General features: G+C 39.5%; 15 protein-coding genes. All 15 read left to right on the top strand.

From position 1 onward, the window contains the following. Positions 1 to 220: 220 nt before the first annotated feature. Positions 221 to 2,056 (top strand): NAD(P)-binding protein, encoded by a 1,836-nt coding sequence (locus LI288_RS11035; RefSeq protein WP_320055239.1) that lies wholly within the window; start codon positions 221 to 223, stop codon positions 2,054 to 2,056. After that, complete coding sequence (locus LI288_RS11040) at positions 2,050 to 3,738, top strand: NADH-dependent [FeFe] hydrogenase, group A6 (protein WP_227090430.1); 1,689 nt, start codon at positions 2,050 to 2,052, stop codon at positions 3,736 to 3,738. Before LI288_RS11035 ends, LI288_RS11040 begins: the two co-directional genes overlap by 7 nt. A 429-nt stretch (positions 3,739 to 4,167) precedes the next feature. Next, the gene (locus LI288_RS11045; RefSeq protein WP_227090431.1) at positions 4,168 to 4,965 is read left to right on the top strand and encodes a hypothetical protein; all 798 of its coding nucleotides are present in this window, start codon (positions 4,168 to 4,170) and stop codon (positions 4,963 to 4,965) included. 64 nt (positions 4,966 to 5,029) lie between these two features. Then, positions 5,030 to 5,347, top strand: a complete 318-nt coding sequence (locus LI288_RS11050) for a helix-turn-helix domain-containing protein (RefSeq protein ID WP_227090432.1) — start codon at positions 5,030 to 5,032, stop codon at positions 5,345 to 5,347. 4 nt (positions 5,348 to 5,351) lie between these two features. Next, on the top strand, positions 5,352 to 6,605 hold the full coding sequence (locus LI288_RS11055; RefSeq protein ID WP_227090433.1) for a type II toxin-antitoxin system HipA family toxin: 1,254 nt from the start codon (positions 5,352 to 5,354) through the stop codon (positions 6,603 to 6,605). Between the two features lie 152 nt (positions 6,606 to 6,757). Continuing rightward, positions 6,758 to 8,038 (top strand): 2-hydroxyacyl-CoA dehydratase subunit D, encoded by a 1,281-nt coding sequence (locus LI288_RS11060; protein ID WP_227090434.1) that lies wholly within the window; start codon positions 6,758 to 6,760, stop codon positions 8,036 to 8,038. Further along, positions 8,035 to 9,732 (top strand): acyl-CoA dehydratase activase, encoded by a 1,698-nt coding sequence (locus tag LI288_RS11065; RefSeq protein WP_227090435.1) that lies wholly within the window; start codon positions 8,035 to 8,037, stop codon positions 9,730 to 9,732. The genes LI288_RS11060 and LI288_RS11065 overlap by 4 nt, the downstream gene beginning before the upstream one ends. A gap of 130 nt (positions 9,733 to 9,862) precedes the next feature. Then, positions 9,863 to 10,120: a hypothetical protein gene (locus LI288_RS11070; RefSeq protein WP_227090436.1), complete on the top strand. Its 258-nt coding sequence runs from the start codon at positions 9,863 to 9,865 to the stop codon at positions 10,118 to 10,120. Positions 10,121 to 10,600: 480 nt separating this feature from the next. Next, complete coding sequence (locus tag LI288_RS11075; protein ID WP_227090437.1) at positions 10,601 to 10,825, top strand: hypothetical protein; 225 nt, start codon at positions 10,601 to 10,603, stop codon at positions 10,823 to 10,825. Positions 10,826 to 11,157: 332 nt separating this feature from the next. Next, positions 11,158 to 11,907, top strand: coding sequence for a restriction endonuclease (locus LI288_RS11080; RefSeq protein ID WP_227090438.1), 750 nt, complete (start codon positions 11,158 to 11,160; stop codon positions 11,905 to 11,907). Positions 11,908 to 12,132: 225 nt separating this feature from the next. Next, a complete protein-coding gene (locus LI288_RS11085; protein ID WP_227090439.1) occupies positions 12,133 to 13,023 on the top strand; it encodes a Fic family protein in 891 nt (296 codons plus the stop codon). A gap of 51 nt (positions 13,024 to 13,074) precedes the next feature. After that, a complete protein-coding gene (locus tag LI288_RS11090) occupies positions 13,075 to 14,073 on the top strand; it encodes a PDDEXK nuclease domain-containing protein (protein WP_227090440.1) in 999 nt (332 codons plus the stop codon). A 145-nt stretch (positions 14,074 to 14,218) separates the two neighbouring features. After that, positions 14,219 to 16,558 carry an EcoAI/FtnUII family type I restriction enzme subunit R gene (hsdR, locus tag LI288_RS11095; protein ID WP_227090441.1) on the top strand — a complete coding sequence of 780 codons (2,340 nt, stop codon included), beginning with the start codon at positions 14,219 to 14,221 and terminating at the stop codon, positions 16,556 to 16,558. A 36-nt stretch (positions 16,559 to 16,594) separates the two neighbouring features. Continuing rightward, positions 16,595 to 18,118: a class I SAM-dependent DNA methyltransferase gene (locus LI288_RS11100; protein WP_227090442.1), complete on the top strand. Its 1,524-nt coding sequence runs from the start codon at positions 16,595 to 16,597 to the stop codon at positions 18,116 to 18,118. Beyond that, the gene (locus tag LI288_RS11105; RefSeq protein ID WP_227090443.1) at positions 18,118 to 19,722 is read left to right on the top strand and encodes a restriction endonuclease subunit S; all 1,605 of its coding nucleotides are present in this window, start codon (positions 18,118 to 18,120) and stop codon (positions 19,720 to 19,722) included. The genes LI288_RS11100 and LI288_RS11105 overlap by 1 nt, the downstream gene beginning before the upstream one ends.

Here is a 19,722-nt window from a genome sequence, read left to right on the forward strand (position 1 = left end):
ACGGCAGACAGCCGGCAGACCTGATAAAACGGGACTGCCGGCTGTTTTGTATTTTCGTTCATACTAACACCATAACTATGTAAAAAAAATAACTTTGCTTTATTTTTAGTAAATTATTGTGTACAATATTACGTAAGAATGTTTTGCGGTGAAATGTATGACTATATTAATACGACACATAATATAAATAAATGTTTCACACGCAGGAATGGAGCAGATTTTGAGCAGATTAACAATTATAACAAAGGATAAGGCTCAGGTAACAATGGAGTCTTTGTATCAGGATCTGGAACGCAGAATTGTCGCAAGTCCGCCGGGATTGTGTACGATTGACCTTACCAGATCATTTATAAAAATGTGTCTTGCACAGTCATGTGGCAAATGTGTCCCATGCCGTGTGGGTTTAAGACAGCTTGCCAGACTTTTTGATGATGTGCTGGACGGCAATGCAACACAGGAAACGCTTGATGTCATCAGGCTTACGGCAGAGGGCATCTATTACTCAGCGGACTGTGCGATTGGATATGAGGCGGCAAAGCTGGTATTAAAATGTATTGATGGCTGTGAAGATGATTTTAAATCCCATATTGAGAGAGGTTTTTGTTCATGTAACAGCAGCCAGCCGGTGTCCTGTGTGAAGTCTTGTCCGGCAGGTGTGGATATTCCGGGATATATTGCACTTGTGCATGAAAAAAGATATGCCGATGCAGTGCGCTTAATCAGAAGGGATAATCCGCTGCCGACAACCTGTGCTTATATTTGTGAACATCCATGTGAAAACAGATGTAAGAGAACACTGATTGACGCACCTGTCAATATCAGAGGTTTGAAGAAAATGGCTGTGGATAATGCAGGAAATGTTCCGGTGCCGGAATGTGGTGAAGCCACCGGAAAGAAGGTTGCAATTATCGGCGGCGGTCCGGGCGGACTGAGTGCTGGGTATTATCTGGCACTGATGGGACATAAGGTTACAATCTTTGAACAGAGAAAACAGCTTGGCGGTATGTTAAGATACGGAATCCCGAATTACAGACTGCCGCGAAAGAAGTTAGATGATGAGATTGCCTCCATTCTTTCTACAGGCATTGAGGTTCGGAAAAATGTCAGTGTCGGTGTCGATGTGACAATTGAGGAGTTACATAAAGAATACGATGCGATGTACATTTCAATCGGTGCCCATGCAGACAAAAAAATGGGCATTGAAGGTGAGGACGCAAAAGAAGGTGTGACTTCAGCAGTTGAAATGCTTCGTGTCATCGGCGATGATGAAATGCCGGATTATACAGGCAAGAAAGTCGTTGTTATCGGCGGCGGTAATGTAGCAATGGACGTTGCCCGTTCTTCTGTCAGACTGGGGGCAGAAAAGGTAAGCATTGTATACAGAAGACGTAAGGCAGACATGACGGCGCTTGAAGAAGAAGTTGAGGGCGCAGAAGCAGAAGGCTGCGATATCCTTGAACTGATGTCACCGGTAAGAATAGAAAAAGACGAGCATGACAGAGCTGTTGGTCTTTGGGTACAGCCGCAGATGATCAGTAAAATAAGAGGTGGCAGACCAGCCCCGAAGACAGCACAAAAGGCTGAGGTGCTGATTCCGTGTGACCTGATTGTTGTGGCAATCGGACAGGGTATCGAAACAAGATATTTTGAGGAGCATGGTGTTACGGTGAAGCGTGGTACGATTGAGGCACTTGATACCAGTGAAATCAAGGATCACAAAGGAATATTTGCAGGCGGAGACTGCGTTACCGGCCCGGCAACCGTTATCAGGGCAATTGCGGCAGGAAAGGTGGCAGCAGCCAATATTGATGAATATTTAGGCTTCCACCATCAGATTACAAGTGATGTCGAGATACCTTATGCCGGTTATGAAGACAAAGAGGCTTGCGGACGGGTTGAGGTAGCACTCCGTGATGCCGCAGACAGAAAGAAAGACTTTGAGCCAATCGAATATGGTTTTTCATGTGAAGAAGCGTGTCAGGAATCAGGACGCTGTTTACGATGTGACCATTTTGGTTTCGGTTCATTCAGAGGAGGCAGAGAAGAAAAATGGTAAATTTAAAGATTAATGGACGTGATGTATCCGTAAAAGAAGGTACGACAATCCTTGATGCTGCCAAATCCATTGGTGAAACGATACCAACCTTGTGTTATCTGAAAGACATCAATGAGATTGGTGCGTGCAGAGTCTGTGTTGTAGAGGTTGAGGGTACAGAACGCTGTGTTACAGCCTGTAATAATTTCGTTGAGGAGGGCATGGTAGTATACACAAACTCCAGGAAGGTGCGTACAACCAGAAAGACCAATGTAAAGTTGATACTTTCCCAGCATGATTATAAATGCGGTACCTGTATCAGAAGCGGAAATTGTACATTGCAGTCACTGGCAAATGAGCTGAACATTTCAGAAATGCCGTATGATTCAATATTAGAAAAGGACAACTGGGATAAAACATTTCCGCTAATCCGTGATGCAAGAAAATGTATCAAGTGTATGCGCTGTGTGCAGGTATGCGACAATATTCAGGGTATGCACGTGTGGGACGTTGTAAATACAGGTTCCCGTACAACTGTAAATGTGCGTGGAAACCACAAAATCCATGAAACTGCCTGCACATTGTGCGGACAATGTGTGAGCAGTTGTCCTGTCGGTGCGCTGACAGAGCGTGACGATGTAGGTATCGTGCTTGATGCTGTGGAAAATGAGGATATCATAACGGTGGTACAGGTAGCACCTGCCGTAAGAACAGCATGGGGCGAAAGCTTCGGACTTTCAAAAGATTTTGCAACAGCACAAAGACTGGTTGCAGGACTTAGAAGAATTGGTTTTGACTACATATTTGACACAACCTTTGCCGCCGATATGACCATCATGGAAGAAGGAAGCGAGTTCCTTGAACGGCTTCCGGAGATTAAGGAGTCGGGGCTTCCGATGTTTACCTCCTGCTGTCCGGGCTGGGTAAAGTTCATAAAGAGCCAGTTCCCGGATATGGCAGGCAGACTTTCAAGCGCAAAGTCACCACAGCAGATGTTTGGTGCGGTAACAAAGTCTTATTATGCTGAAAAACTCGGTGTGGACCCGGAAAAGATATTCTGCGTATCAATTATGCCGTGTATCGCGAAAAAAGATGAATGTACATGGGACGGCGGAAAAGATGTTGATGCAGTGCTTACAACAAGAGAAGTTGAGCGAATGTTTAAAGCATTTTTCATCAAACCGGAGGAACTGGGTGAGGACGAATTTGACGACCCATTAGGCAGTGGTACCGGTGCAGGTGTTATATTTGGTGCAACAGGCGGTGTTATGGAGGCTGCGCTTAGAAGCGCTTATTTTCTGGTAACCGGTAAAAATCCGGAGGCAGATGCATTCCAGTCCGTGCGTGGTCTGGACGGCTGGAAAGAAGCGAAGTTTAATCTTGCGGGAACGGATATCCGTGTGGCGGTTGCCAGCGGACTTGGCAACGCACGCCGCCTGATGAATGCCATCAGAAACAAAGAAGTGCATTACGATTTTGTGGAAATCATGTCCTGTCCGGGCGGCTGTATCAATGGCGGCGGACAGCCATACAAAGAAGATGCCTCAGACGTTGAAGCCCGCAAAAATGTGCTTTATGGTCTTGACCGTCATAACAGTATCAGATTTTCACACGAAAATCCTTCCGTTCAGGCCTGCTACAGGGAATATTTTGAAAAACCATTATCACATCGCGCGCACGAGCTGCTGCACGTAGAGGAATAAGTGGCGGCACTTAACACAAATGAATAATTTATAATGGAAAAGGAAACTCCCCGGCATTTTGTGCCGGGGAGTTTTTGGCTCATTTTGTAGTTGAATGTGAAAAATTGTAGTTGTCAGTAAAAAAATACATCACATGTTAGGGTTTATGAAATAATGTTAATATTAAATTAATACTAAAACATATTTCAATACATCAGAATATTAAAGTTTAAAATGCAAAACTATTATAATAAATAATTAGAATAGATGGCAATAGATAAAAATAAAAAAGATAAATTTTAAAATATAACTAAAAATTATTACTATAACATTGACATTGATTTGAAAGGATGATATATAGTAAAGTAACTGATTGAATAATACGTGAGAAAAAAATGACTTTATCGTTAGAATTAAAAAAAAGCATTTTTATAAAAAGGAGAATTTAGCATGAAGAGTAAATTTGATGAATTTTATTATGAGAATGATGCAAAGAATCACCCAGCAAGCGAGTATTGGGAATTATATGATAAAAATCCTAGGGAGGCGATTCAAAAATATGATGACCATATGTTTTGCCCACTTTGTAAGTTAGCACCGCTTAGTGTAGCAAGAGGATATCAAAGAAGATATTTTAGAGTGATTAATTCTAATATGAATAAGCATGCTGTAAATTGTTCTTATCGATATAATAAAGCAACCCAAAAAGAAACATATAAATTTTATAAGGAATTAGATGAAACAGATATTAGAAATCGATTAGTAAGCTGCATGAATAGAATGTTAAAAGGACCGTCTCAAAATGAAAATAAAATAAAATCGACATCAAAACAGTCTGAAAAAAATCGTAATAACAATTTTCTCGATATACAAGGAGATAGAGGACAGCGTAAATATTTACCGCATAAAAATTTAAATGCAAGTAATTTAGATGAGGATATAGATGAACAAAAAATATATTATGGAAGATGTGCATTATGGCTGTACCAATATATACCTTTAGAGGAAGAAGAAATAAAAATGTATTATCTAAAAGTTTTAGATAGAAATAACAAAAAACAAATTTGTGAAATAGCTATTTCTACGTATGTTTACAATTATCTAGCTGATGAATTGTCACAAATTCCTCAGAATAAAAAGGAGGCACTAAACTATTATATCTGTTTTTCAGGTATTTTACAAAAGGGTATGTATTCATATAAATGCAAATTAAAGGATTCAAGATTACTTGTGTTAGAAAAAGAGTAAAATAAATAAAAATTGACAAATAATATTTATTTGTATAATATTATTAACATAAGGAGATGACTTTATGCCTAAGAAATCAATTGTATTATTACCTGAAACAGAGGAAATACTTGAACAAATGGGGATGCAGATAAAATATGCAAGACTGCGGAGAAAGCTTTCAGCAGAATTAGTGGCAGAACGTGCGGGTATCAGTAGGGCAACTTTGGTTTCAATCGAGAAAGGGGCATCATCGGTAGCGATTGGATGTTATGCGGCGGTATTACATGCGCTTAATTATATGGATAAGGATTTACTGCTGATTGCCAAAGATGATGAATTGGGACGTAAATTGCAGGATTTGGATTTGCCTGTAAGAAAACGGGTGTCAAAGAAGGGGTAGTTATATGGAGAAAGAAAAGAAAATATATGTATTTGCGGATTTTTTACCTTTTCAAAATGAATTAATTGGGACAATTTATGTATCGCAGACAAGGGGAAAAGAGTTCTATTCGTTTGAATATGTGGAAAGCTGGCTGGAAAAAGGAAATAGAATATTAGACCCGGATTTGCAGTTATATAAAGGCAGACAATATATAAATGATGATAAAAATATCTTTGGAGTATTTGCCGATTCCTGCCCGGACAGGTGGGGAAAACGGTTGATGAAGCGCAGAGAAGAACTTCGTGCAAAAAAAGCCGGGGAGAAACCGCGAAAGCTGTTAGAGAGCGATTATCTTTTGGGTGTATATGATGAAGCAAGAATGGGAGGATTGCGTTTTAAAACGGATTCAGAGGGGGCATTTCTTTCAAACGATAAAGAATATGCAACACCACCATGGACTTCTTTAAGAGAACTTGAACAAGCCTCTTTTGCTTTTGAAAATGATGATACAGATTTGGAAGGAAAATGGTTAAAACAATTAATTGCCCCTGGTTCTTCACTTGGCGGAGCCAGACCTAAAGCTTCAGTAATGGCACCGGACGGTTCGTTGTGGATTGCTAAATTCCCATCAAAACATGATGATTTTAATTCAGGTGCATGGGAAATGGTTGTACATGATTTGGCGGAGAAGTGTGGATTAAATGTACCAGAGGCAAAGATTGAAAAGTTTTCCAAATTGGGAACAACATTTTTAGTAAAGCGCTTTGACAGAGATGGAGAGCAGAGAATTCATTTTTCATCAGCCATGACAGTACTGGGAAAGAAAGATGGCGCAAATGCGACAGATGGAAGCAGTTATCTTGAGATTGTATCATTTTTAAAAGCGGACGGTGCAAAACCGAAGCGGGACTTGGAAGAACTCTGGAAACGTATCGTATTTAGCATGGCTGTATCCAATACCGATGACCATTTTAAAAATCATGGATTCATATTATCTGATGAAGGCTGGGAGTTGTCGCCGTTATACGATGTAAATCCAGATATATATGGTGAATATTTATCATTAAATGTAGATGCAGATGATTCCAGCATTGATTTTGAGTTGGCAGTACAAGCAGCTTCATATTATGGAATAGAGAAAAAGTATGCAGTGCAGGAGGTTGATAAAATAAAAAATGTGGTCGGGGATCATTGGAAACAACTGGCTAAGAAATACGGCATCAGCCGCGGTGAGATAGAAAGAATGAGCCCTGCGTTTGGGGAATGTGATAAGTAGATAGGGAGAAATTCTTTGATAAATACAGCACTCATCACTAAACAAAACATTTACAATTCCCCACAACTTGCTATAATAAACATTGATTTGTTCAAAAACATGCAGAACAGATATTGCTGAAAATCAGGACAAAAAGGTAGGAATGAACACAAATGGATATTATAGAAAAATTTGGAAATGTGGTGGGAAACGAAGCGTTAAAAGACCATGACAAAGCCCGCCGTCTTCTGCTTGCCGGATACCGGCTTCAGGAGAAAAAACTACAGCTTTTTCCGGACCGGGAGCTTCCGCTGTCCGGGCAGTATGCGGCGCGGGTGGTCATGAAAAATATAATTCAGGCACTTGCAAAACCGCAAAATTCGGCAATGATGAGCATTTTCGTTCCGGGAGAACTTCTAACGGCGGCAGGACTGACACCGTATTCCGTGGAAGCGCTGTCCTGTTTTATAGCAGGTACAAAATGTGAGCAGATATTTTTACGCAAAACCGAGGAAGAAGGATTTCCGGAAACCATGTGCTCATATCACAGAGTTTTTCTGGGCGCGGCGCTGACCGGCATTTTACCGGCGCCGAAATGTATGATTTATACCAATCTTGCCTGTGACGGAAATATGATGACATTTCCTTATTTAAAGGAAAAATACAGCTGTCCGGGCTTCTATATTGATGTTCCATATGAAAAAACGCAGTCTTCAATCAAATATGTTGCAAATCAGTTAAAAGAACTGAAACATTTTTTGGAAGACATTACCGAAAAGAAAATTACAGAAGAAGCGGTGGAAAATGCCGTTACAAACAGCAGAAAAGCAGCGGCACATTTTAAGAGCCAGCTTGATTTGCGCAAAGACCATGACCCGGTGACATCTCTCACCAATGAATTATATGCGATTTTTATGTGTCATCTGCTGGCGGGGTCGGAAACATCGCTTAAATACACCGAGCTGCTTCTTGAAGATGTAAAAAATGCACCGAAGGGAGACGGGCTTCATGTCCTTTGGATGCATATTATGCCGTTTTTACAGCAGCCGGTGAAAGAGACATTTAATTACAGCAAAACCATGCACATTAGCGCCTGCGATTTTGTAGCAGACGGATTCCGCGAAATGCAGGCGGCAGATCCGTATGAGGCAATGGCAGAGAAAATGGTTCATTGTATTTATAACGGAAGTGTTAAAGAAAGAATCCAGATGGCGGAAAAACTTGCAAAGCAGACAGATGCAGAGGGTGGAATCCTGTTTGCACACTGGGGATGTAAAGGGACAATCGGCGCATCCGGACTGATTAAAAATGTTTTGGAAACGGCAGGACTTCCGACAATGATTTTGGACGGTGACGGTTGCAATCCGGCAAATACCAGTGACGGACAGGTGTCCACCAGACTTCAGGCATTTGCGGAAATGCTGGAAAAGAACAAGGAGGAAAAACATTCATGATTCATTATGTCTGTAAATATACCCCGACAGAACTGTTTCAGGGCTTTGGAGAAAAATGTGCGGTTTTGGAAGAAATGCCGGAAAATTTTGAAATGTCGGACCAGATTGCCCATGCAAATCTGTGCGGCTTCGGAAAATCCGTGATTCAGGCGGTGCTGGAAGGAAAGGCAGAGGAACTGGTGCTTGTCAACTGCTGTGATTCCATGCGGCGCGTGTATGATATTGTAGAAAGCACCGGAAAATGTAAATTTCTTTATATGCTGGATATTCCGCATGACGATGAGGAATGTGAAAAAGTGAAATTTGCCGTTTCAATTTGCCGGTTGAAAGAAGCTTATGAAGAATATTCCAGAAAAAAATTTGATAAATCACTGTTTTTGAAAGCATTTGAACAAAAGGATACCGAAAATAAACCGTATATTGGTGTGCTGGGCGTGCGTGTGAGCGGCGTGCTAGAGCAGATGATTCGCGAAAATATCCAGATGAACGTAGAAAATCTGACCTGTACAGGCGGGCGCAGGCTGGCGGTGATTCCAGAAGATTTGCAGAAAATGGAGGAAGAAGCAATGTTTCTTGCGTATGCAGATACACTGCTTTGTCAGATGCCGTGTTTCAGAATGAACAACAGCACCCGCAGAAATCGGCTGTATCTGGATCCGTATTTAAAAGGAATCATTTATCATACAATTAAGTTTTGTGATTATTACGGATTTGAATATGCAAGTATTAAAAAGAACATCAAAGTTCCGATGCTTAAAATAGAAACGGATTTTACAAGCCAGAGCGCAGGACAGTTACTGACGAGAATCCAGGCATTTTCAGAAACGATAGAAGGTGCGGAGGACACTAATCCGGGAAAGGAAATCAGCGAGGAGGCAAAGAAAAGAATGGAATCAGGAGTTTACTATACAGCCGGAATTGACAGCGGTTCAACCAGTACAGATGTGGTCATTTTGGATCAGAACGGAAAAATTAAGTCGACAATGATTATCCCGACCGGTGGCGGGGCAATGATGAGTGCGGAAAAGAGTCTGGAACTGGCGGTGGAAAAAGCCGGTATTCAAAAGGAAGAAATCGTAAGAATCGTGACGACGGGATACGGACGCGCTTATATTGACAGCGGCGATGACAGCATCACAGAGATTACCTGCCATGCAAAAGGAGCACATTATCTGAACCCGCGGGTACGCACGGTCATTGATATCGGCGGACAGGACATTAAGGCAATCAGCATTGATGAAAACGGCGCTGTAAAGAATTTCCTGATGAATGATAAGTGCGCGGCGGGAACGGGACGTTTTCTTGAAATGATGGCAAGAACGCTCGGACTTTCACTGGAGGAAATGAGCACAAAGGGACTGGAGTGGAAGGAAAATGTTGTAATTTCCAGTATGTGCACGGTTTTCGCGGAATCGGAAGTGGTATCCCTCGTTGCCCAGAATAAAAATGTGGCAGACATTATCCACGGCTTAAATGTTTCTGTCGCTTCAAAAGTAGGGGCGCTTGCCGCCCGCCTCGGAAAGAACAATCCGGGAGAATATATGATGACCGGCGGCGTTGCCAAAAACAAAGGAATCACCAATGCCCTCGAAGAAAAGCTCGGCGCAAAGCTGTATATCTGCGATGAGGCACAGCTTTGCGGTGCGCTGGGAGCGGCGCTGTTTGCGTATGAGAAGTGCAAGCAGGGGGAATAGGCGAGCGTTAAACAGCATATCAACAAAAAGCAACAGGAGAAAGAATCAGAGAACTTTTGTTGAAGCGTGGGTATTCAGTAAAAGATATTCAAGGAGTAATGGGATTTGAAAATCTACAGGCGGTCTATAAATGTATAAATGGCTTTTGGATAAGATGATATTTCTATTTAGAGAAATGAGTGAGGAAACATGCCGGAAGGAAAATCCATATCAGAAAGAATATGAGGATACGTTGCAAGAATTTCAAATAAAATATGGAATATTTGGTGAAAAACTTGAAGAAGGAAAGAAAAATAAACTTGGCAGAGTAGTACACTTTCCAAGTGAAATACCAGAGTACAAGGACATTGAGGATAAGTATTATACAGAAGAGAGAGTATTAAGGTAGTATAGGTGAAATTGCAAAAATCAAGCATTAGAACTGTTTTCTAAATGATCTTATTCGTTGTAGGATTAGAAATTATGGGCATGTCGGATATTAGATTGTCTGATATGCTCTATTTATGTTTTATGTATTCTATTATGTATTTACGGCTCTAAGTCTATAAGATGTGGTAAGTCTGCAATTATACTATTGTAAGCGGTTATTATGGCGAATTGTGCATAAAATATTAAATTAAGATGATATAAGAGAACTCGGTATTGGTTGAGGTGTAATGATTTTTCTAATACTGGTTGAAAATTAGGGGAAGAAATGTTATGATATATATAGAAAATAAAGTATATTGTTTAAACAGATAATGTTAATGATAAATTATTATAAGTCGATTAAGAAGTTAGATAATAAAGGTATAACTACTTAGGTTATAAGGCAAAAAGTTTTGAGGATACAAAGCACATTGACGAAAATTTAAAAGAGGTATAACCTATGTTAGCGGCAGTAAAGGGAATTGTACAAGGCAACACAGTTGTTATTGAAGATGAAGATATTAGAGATTATAACGGAACGGAGGTTATTGTTACGCTGTTAAATTATCCACAGAGAAAAGTAGAGAAAGCACCTGTTGACTGGGACAGTTTTGTTACTCCAAGCGAAAGAGGACAGCATGTAGATGAATATATGAAGGAGATGCGTGAAAATGACAGATTATAAGAAAGCATTTGTTGATACTGCACCATTCATATACTTCATTGAAAAAAGATGAAAATAACCCACAGTATTATGACAAGGTAAAGAAATTTTTCAGTAATGGATATGAGGCAGATAAGGATAAGAATGATATGCCTATGGCTGTTTTATATTAGAGAAGTTTTAGATATATGATAAAGGTAGTATTTATCCGCTACGGTAGGTGTTCTCATTCTTGTTAAGTTTCCTTATTTTATAAAGGGTTTAACATAGCAGGACAAGATTTTACAATAATTTTGCAACTTTTGAGAGATGTTCCGATATGATAAAAAATTTGGTAAGAAGGAGATGAGTGTATGAAATCAGGAAAATTTTTAGAAAGTTACGTACAATTTGTATATCAAAAATTGTTAGAGTTTTTAGATGAAGGCGCATCAGTATCAACTAATTTATTAATACAAGGAAAATCAGGAGTAAAACATGAATTTGACGTATATTATGAATTTCAGCATTTGAATATTAAACATCGTATAGCTATAGAATGTAAAGAGTGGAATACCCCAGTTACTAAAGGTGAAGTAGGAGAGTTTGTTGCAAAACTTAATGATTTAAATAATATTTCAGGTGTGATGGTGGCTAAATCAGGATACCAATCAGGGGCAAGACAGTTTGCGGAAGCAAATGGTATTCAATTAATGGAAGAAAAAGACTTACCCTCTTTTACAGATATAATTGCTGGAGTGGTAAAAAAAGCTTTTCTTCCGGATAAAAAAGTTAAAGGCGATCCTTTTTGGACACTGATGGAAATACAAAATGGAGAAACAACAGGAACATATTATGCTTTAGCTGACAAGGAGAAAACAATAGTCCCTTTCTTTTATTCGCAGGTTATAGCAGAAAAGTTACGTAAGAAATTACCCGATGGATATTGTTATGAAGTGAGAGGAGTTTCCCAGTATCAATTAAAGGGATTTATTGCTCAAATGGAAGTATTAGGTGTACAAGCAGCAATATATTATGTTCCTTTTTGGAACGAAGATGAAATAGATATACCATTTGCAATTATTCCAATTGAAAAATTGAAAGAGGAATATGTATACATATAAATTATACTAAAATAAGTGAGACTAGATGTTGCTTTGTAAGGAAGTGGCATCCAGTTTTTTTAATTAAAGTTTCCTGCTTCGGCAAAAATAATAGGGGAACGAGTGTAAAACATGGATTTATTGCCGATGATGTGGTATACTAACCATAGTAAACGTGATTTTTGAAATCATGATAATAAAAGGCTCACAGAATATGCTTTTTATCGTGTGAAAGGAGGGCGGCAGATGCGATATCTTTCGGTTGCTGAAATGGCGAAAAAATGGGATGTATCTGAACGTAGTGTAAGAAATTATTGTGCCCATGGTCGTGTGTCGGGAGCATTTCTTATCGGAAAGACATGGAATATTCCAGAAAATGTCCAAAAGCCAGAGCGCACTAACAAGAAGAAAGAAAAACCAACGACTTTACTGGATATTTTGCAGGATGAGAAGGTAAATAAATATTCTGGAGGCATTTATCATAAGACACAGATTGATTTAACATATAATTCAAACCACATGGAAGGCAGTCTGCTGACTCACGATCAGACCCGATATATCTTCGAGACAAATACCATTGGTATAGAAAAAGAAGTGCTCAATGTAGATGATGTGATTGAAACAGCAAACCATTTCCGGTGTATTGATATGATTATTGATCACGCAAAATCGGCATTGACGGAAAAATTTATCAAGGAGCTGCATTTGATTCTGAAAAATGGCACCAGTGATTCCAGAAAGGATTGGTTTGCTGTCGGTGATTACAAGAAACTGCCAAATGAAGTCGGAGGTATGGAGACTGCACTTCCAGAAGAAGTTGCAGACAGGATGAAGAAATTGCTGTCGGAGTACAACAACAAGGAAGAAAAGACCTTTGACGATATTCTGGATTTTCATGTGAAGTTTGAACGTATTCATCCATTTCAGGATGGCAATGGTCGTGTGGGACGATTGATTATGTTCAAGGAATGCCTGAAATATAATATTGTTCCATTCATTATCGAGGATAATTTGAAAATGTTTTATTATCGAGGATTGAAAGAATGGAACAATGAAAAAGGGTATTTGACTGATACTTGCCTGACAGCGCAAGATAGATATAAAGCATACTTGGATTATTTTAGAATTGCATATTAAGAGAAAAAATAATGATAAGAATTACATGAAAGCGGGGCGATGAGTGTGCTAATGAATACAGCTGAGTATCTTTCCATTATTGAAAATATCAAGAGTGAAATCAGGGCTGCACAATACCGTACAGCAGTTCATGCGAATGCAGATATGCTACTCCTTTACCATGATATAGGTTGTGTGATTAATGAACATAAATCATGGGGTAACAAGTTTATTGACAATCTTGCCACTGATATTAGGATTTCTTTTCCAGAGAGTAAGGGATATTCTGTTCGTAATCTAAAATATATGGCAAAATTTGCTGAGACTTATCCTGATCGGGAATTTGTGCAGACGGTGTCTGCACAAATTCCGTGGTCCCATAATATTGCAATTTTGGAAAAAGTCAAAGACCCACAACAGCGTGTATGGTACATTGAAAAAACGGCTGAGAATGGATGGTCTCACAATGTTTTGATTCATCAAATCGAAAGTGGTTTGTATCAGCGGCAGGTTCTGGCAGATAAAGTTACAAATTTTGAGCACCGCTTACCGTCTCCACAAAGTGAGCTGGCAGTACAGACTATGAAAGATCCATATGTATTTGATTTTATTCCTTTTCGGGAAGATATGCTCGAACGGGATATTGAGCAGGCACTGGTTCGGGATGTCACAAAGCTCCTTTTGGAGCTTGGAACAGGATTTGCTTTTTTGGGCAATCAGTATCACTTGAATGTAGGTGGGGATGATTTTTACATTGATTTGTTGTTCTATAACCTGAACCTTCGCTGTTATGTGGTTATCGAACTGAAAACTGGCGACTTCAAGCCGGAATATGCCGGTCAGCTAAACTTTTATTTGTCAGCCGTGGACGGTATTTTGAAAAAAGAGCAGGATAATCCGTCCATTGGTTTGCTTCTGTGTAAAAGCAAAAACAATGTGGTTGCAGAATATTCGCTTAAGGATATATCAAAGCCGATTGGTGTAAGCGAGTATAAAATAACCAGCAGTCTGCCGGATGATCTGGAAAAGCAGCTGCCATCAGTTGAGGATATTCAGAAACGGATTAAGTAAACTTGATTTTAAAATTTGAATAAATCTGCCGGAATTTTGGTGACTTTATATCAGAGTAGTATATTTTTTTAAGATACGACTTCCGATAAGTTCGGATTATGAGAAGCTTTCATGTAAGACGATGATATGGAAGGAGGATGCACAAATGAGCACTGTTCTACCTAAAAGTAAAATGTCAGAAGAAGATGTGAAATTACAGTATATTACCCCTGCAATTACCTCTAAATGGGACAGAAGTAAGATTACCATGGAGACACAGGTTACAGATGGTAAAATCAACTTGAAGGGAAATTTTGTATTCCGTGAAAAACCGAAGCGTGCAGATTATATTTTATATCTGAACGCAAACAATCCGATTGCCATTATTGAAGCGAAAGATAATAAGCACAGCATTTCTCATGGTTTGCAACAGGCTATGACTTATGCTAAGATGCTTGACCTTCCGTTTGCATATAGTTCAAATGGAGATGGATTCGCAGAGCATGATTTCCTTACGGGCAAAGAACGTCAGCTGAAAATGGATGAATTTCCGACAGAGGTGGAATTGGTTTCACGATTTAAAGAGGAATCTGGAATGACACCAACACAGGAAGCGGTAATTGAGCAGCCTTATTACAGCAGTCAAAATACATATCCACCTCGCTACTATCAGAGAATTGCTATTAACCGAACCGTAGATGCTATTGCAAGAGGGCAGAATCGTTTGTTGCTCGTTATGGCTACCGGTACAGGAAAAACATATACGGCTTTCCAGATTGTTTATCGTATGCTGCAAAGTGGATTAAAACGGAAAATTTTATATCTTGCTGACCGTAATATTCTTGTGGATCAGTCTATTCAGCAAGATTTTGCCCCGTTGGAAAAAGTGATTCACAAGATCAACGTATCCAAAGATGATAAAAGCACCATTACTTCTCATGAGGTGTATTTTTCGCTGTATCAGCAGTTGGTTGGTGACGATGATAAGGAACATTTCAGCGAGCTTTTTACACCGGATTTCTTTGATCTCATCATTGTAGATGAATGCCATCGTGGTTCGGCAAAAGAGGAAAGCCGCTGGCGCAGGATTTTGGAATATTTCAGTTCTGCCACTCAGATTGGTATGACTGCAACTCCGAAGGAAACGAAGTATATTTCCAATCTAAGCTATTTTGGCGAACCGATTTATATGTATAGCCTGAAAGAAGGAATCGAAGATGGTTTCCTTGCACCGTTCAAGGTTATCAACATTATGACAGATATTGGGGACGGATGGAGACCTCGTAAGGGACAGAGAGACATTTATGGCAATGAAATAGAAGATCGCATTTATACCAACAGCGATTATGATTACAATATTATCATCGAAGATCGTATTCAACAGGTGGCAGCCGAGATTACCCGCTATCTGAAAAGTACGGACAGAATGGCAAAAACGATTGTATTTTGTGCAACGGAAGATGCAGCTGAGCGTATGCGTCAGGCATTGGTAAATCTGAACTCTGATATGGTAAAGGAAAATCCAGATTATGTTGTGCGTATTACCGGCAGTGATGATTATGGAAAAAAGAAATTGGACTATTTTATTTCCGTCTCCGCACCGTATCCGGTGATTGCAACTACATCAAAACTTTTGTCTACCGGTGCAGACTGCAAGATGACAAAGCTGATTGTTTTGGATGAAATGATTGGTTCCATGACAGAATTTAAGCAAATTATCGGTCGTGGCACCAGACTGCGTGAAAAAGAAGGAAAAACACATTTTGTTGTTATGGATTTTCGCAATGTTACCAGATTATTTGCTGATCCTGACTGGGACGGTCCAATTATGATTGATCCTGGGTTCACGCCGAGAGGGCAGACAACACCACCCACTCCGGAACCAGATGATCCACCTGTTCCGATTGACCCACCGGGACCGAAAAATCCCAAACCTATTGTCAGCCGTGATGGTTGCAAGGTAGAAATTATCCATAAAACGGTATCGGTATATGATGCAAATGGAAAATTGCTCCGACAGGAAAGTATTGTGGATTACACAAAAGAAAATATCCGTGGTGAATATGCCTCTTTGGATAATTTCATTCGTCAATGGTCAAAGGAAGAAAAGAAAGAAAAAATCAGGGAAATGCTACTGGAGCGTGGTATTGATCTGGAATTGATGAAATCAGAGCAGAATATGTCAGATATGGATGATTTTGATTTTATCTGCCATGTGGCGTTTGACAAGAAGCCGTTGACCCGTAGAGAGCGAGCTAACAATGTGAAGAAAAAGGATTTTCTTAGCAAATATAGTGGTATTGCAAGAGAAGTGCTGGAAAGCCTTCTTGATAAGTATATGAATACTGGAATTTACGAAATTGAGAAAACAGAGATTTTAAAACTTGATCCATTCCAGAAACTTGGAAAACCTGCAAAAATTGCCGGATATTTTGGAGGAAAAGCCGGTTATATGCAGGCAGTCAAAGAACTTGAAGAAGCGATTTATGCGGATGAAGCTGTATAAGTTATAGGAAAACAAAAAATTAAGGCGGTATAGAAGATGAGTAATTTATCTGGATTTGTAAAAAGACTTCGTGATATTATGCGAAATGACGCCGGTATCAATGGTGATGCCCAGCGTATTGAGCAGATTGCATGGATGCTTTTTTTGAAAGTGTATGATGCAAAAGAGCAGGATTGGGAATGGGATGATGAGGAGTATGTTTCCATTATTCCAGAAGAGTGTCGCTGGCAGAACTGGGCTGTTGACGATCATACGGGAACTGCTTTAACAGGTGATAAACTGTTAAATTTTGTGAATAACACATTGTTTCCTGTATTAAAGGGAAATGACATCAAGGATGCCACTGGAAAAATAATCATTCCGGGTGTCAAAGTTGATTCGTCCACTCCAATAAAGAAAGCCATCGTACAAACTACGTTTGCTGATGCAAATCAGTATATGAAAGATGGCGTTTTGCTTCGTCAGGTTATCAATGTGATAGACGATCTCGACCTTGGAGACTATGAAGAAAGTCATGCTTTTGGCGAGATTTATGAAACTATTTTGAAGGAACTGCAAAGTGCCGGTTCTTCCGGAGAATTTTATACGCCTCGTGCTGTGACGGATTTTATGGCAAAGATGATCAATCCTCAGATTGGCGAACAGGTTGCCGATTTTGCCTGCGGCACCGGTGGTTTTCTTACAAGCTGGCTGAAAGAACTTGCTAAAAAGGTGAAAACAACGGAAGATCAGGAAGCCTATGATAATTCCATTTACGGTATTGAGAAAAAACAGTTTCCGTGTATGCTGTGTATCACCAATATGTTGTTGCATGGGATTGATGTGCCGAAGATTTACCATGATAATTCTCTGCTGAAAGATGTTCTGGATTACACCGAGGATGATCAATTTGATGTTATTCTGATGAATCCTCCCTACGGTGGCAATGAGAAAACAGAAGTGAAAAATCATTTTCCGGCAGATATGGCAAGCAGTGAGACCGCCGACCTGTTTATGTCTGTTATTATGTATCGACTGAAAAAGAACGGTCGTGCGGCAGTTATTTTACCGGACGGATTCCTGTTCGGTACAGATAATGCCAAGGTTGCTATTAAGAAAAAACTTCTGTCAGAATTTAATCTGCATACGGTAATTCGTATGCCGCACAGTGTATTTGCCCCGTATACATCTATTACTACAAATATTCTGTTCTTCGATCATACAAAGCCGACAGAAGAAACATGGTTCTACCGTTTGGACATGCCGGAAGGATACAAGAACTTTTCTAAGACGAAGGCAATGGAACTCAAACATTTTGAACCGGCTATCGAATGGTGGAACAACAGAGAAGAAATTAATGTAGATGGTTTTGATAAGGCAAAGAAGTACACGGCAGAAGAGATCATTGTGAGAAATTATAATATCGACCTTTGCGGATACCCACACGAGGAAGAAGAAATTCTGCCGCCTAAGGAACTGATTCAGCAGTATCAGGAAAAGAGAGCAAGTCTGAATGCAGATATAGACCGCATTTTAGCTCAGATTACAGAGATATTGGAAATTGATTTGGAGGAAGAATAATGACTGGACAACAGTTGAAAAATTCAATATTACAGATGGCTGTTCAGGGAAAACTTGTTCCGCAAGACTCAAATGATGAACCAGCTTCTGTATTGATTGAGAGAATAAGAAAAGAAAAAGAACAGCTCATCAAAGCTGGAAAAATCAAAAAGGAAAAGAATCCTTCCTATATTTTCCGTGGTGCTGATAACTTGCCTTATGAGAAAGTCGGCAAAAATGAGCCGGTGTGCATTGCGGATGAGGTGCCGTTTGAGATTCCGGAGAGCTGGGAGTGGGTGCGACTTAAAAATATTACTGTTAAAGAAATAAAACGTGGTAAATCTCCGAAATATGCAGACAGTAGCAATGTTTATGTATTTGCGCAGAAATGCAATGTAAAGCTTGGGGGAATAGATATTTCGTTAGCCAAATGCTTAGATGTGAAAGCATTTGAAAAATATCCAATTGATGAGTATATGGTCAATGAAGATATAATTATCAATTCAACAGGTAATGGCACACTTGGACGAATTGGTATGTTTCATGATTCTGACAGAATAAATGACTTTACCATTGTTCCAGATTCTCATATCACAATCATTCGTGCTTGCAAATATTTGATAAAAAACTATTTGTTTCATACGCTGAAATATTATCAGCCATATCTTGAAAAGTTGGGAGAAGGTTCAACAAATCAAACTGAATTACGTCCATCGACCGTGGCTGAATTATTTATTCCAATACCGCCTATGGGGGAACAGAAGCGTATCATTGAAAAACTTCTTGAAGTTATCCCTATGGTTAATGCATACGGAGATAAAGAAAAGGAATTACAAGTATATAACTCGGACTTTCCAACACAACTTAAAAAATCCATTCTGCAAGAAGCTGTGCAAGGAAAACTTGTTACTCAAGACCCATCAGATGAACCTGCTTCTGTCCTTCTGGAACGCATCCGTGCTGAGAAAGAGCGGCTGATTCAAGAAGGAAAAATTAAGCGTGACAAACACGAATCCATTATTTATAGACGGGATAATTCTCATTATGAAAAGTTGGACGGTATTGAGCGTTGTATTGATGATGAAATACCGTTTGAGATTCCGAACAGCTGGGCATGGCGTAGACTTGGAAGCATTGCTACTGTGCAGTCAAGTAAACGAGTTTTTGAAAAGGATTACGTTGCTGAAGGTATCCCATTCTTTCGATCTAAGGAAATTGGCGACTTATATCGAGGGGAAGAAATTCATTTGCAACTTTTTATAACAAAAGAACATTATGACCGTTTAAAAAGGGAATATGGTGTACCTAAGCCAGGAGATATTTTAATCACTTCGGTAGGCACAATAGGTAATTCTTGGATTTGTGACGGTAGAGAATTTTATTACAAAGACGGAAATATAACACAAATTTGTGCTAATCCGTATTTGTCATCACAGTACATTCAGTTGTTTATTAACAGCCCATTGTTTATTGAACAAGCTCAATCTACTGTTTCAGGAACGGCATACAACGCACTGACAATAATCAAACTTAAAAATATGCTAATACCGGTCCCTCCACTTTCGGAACAGCATCGCATCGTTGAACAGCAGAAAAAATTGTTTGATAAGATTATGCTGATTTAG

The organism is Lachnospira pectinoschiza (assembly GCF_020564355.1).
Taxonomy (GTDB): Bacteria; Bacillota; Clostridia; order Lachnospirales; family Lachnospiraceae; genus Lachnospira; species Lachnospira intestinalis.

Excerpts from the sequence above, each read along its gene's own strand:
- LI288_RS11065 (WP_227090435.1), top strand. The coding sequence starts at position 8,035 with ATGATTCATTATGTCTGTAAATATACCCCGACAGAACTGTTTCAGGGC.
- LI288_RS11090 (WP_227090440.1), top strand. The coding sequence starts at position 13,075 with ATGAATACAGCTGAGTATCTTTCCATTATTGAAAATATCAAGAGTGAA.
- LI288_RS11075 (WP_227090437.1), top strand. The coding sequence starts at position 10,601 with ATGTTAGCGGCAGTAAAGGGAATTGTACAAGGCAACACAGTTGTTATT.
- hsdR (WP_227090441.1), top strand. The coding sequence starts at position 14,219 with ATGAGCACTGTTCTACCTAAAAGTAAAATGTCAGAAGAAGATGTGAAA.
- LI288_RS11070 (WP_227090436.1), top strand. The coding sequence starts at position 9,863 with ATGTATAAATGGCTTTTGGATAAGATGATATTTCTATTTAGAGAAATG.
- LI288_RS11045 (WP_227090431.1), top strand. The coding sequence starts at position 4,168 with ATGAAGAGTAAATTTGATGAATTTTATTATGAGAATGATGCAAAGAAT.
- LI288_RS11040 (WP_227090430.1), top strand. The coding sequence starts at position 2,050 with ATGGTAAATTTAAAGATTAATGGACGTGATGTATCCGTAAAAGAAGGT.
- LI288_RS11105 (WP_227090443.1), top strand. The coding sequence starts at position 18,118 with ATGACTGGACAACAGTTGAAAAATTCAATATTACAGATGGCTGTTCAG.
- LI288_RS11050 (WP_227090432.1), top strand. The coding sequence starts at position 5,030 with ATGCCTAAGAAATCAATTGTATTATTACCTGAAACAGAGGAAATACTT.
- LI288_RS11100 (WP_227090442.1), top strand. The coding sequence starts at position 16,595 with ATGAGTAATTTATCTGGATTTGTAAAAAGACTTCGTGATATTATGCGA.
- LI288_RS11060 (WP_227090434.1), top strand. The coding sequence starts at position 6,758 with ATGGATATTATAGAAAAATTTGGAAATGTGGTGGGAAACGAAGCGTTA.
- LI288_RS11055 (WP_227090433.1), top strand. The coding sequence starts at position 5,352 with ATGGAGAAAGAAAAGAAAATATATGTATTTGCGGATTTTTTACCTTTT.
- LI288_RS11080 (WP_227090438.1), top strand. The coding sequence starts at position 11,158 with ATGAAATCAGGAAAATTTTTAGAAAGTTACGTACAATTTGTATATCAA.
- LI288_RS11085 (WP_227090439.1), top strand. The coding sequence starts at position 12,133 with ATGCGATATCTTTCGGTTGCTGAAATGGCGAAAAAATGGGATGTATCT.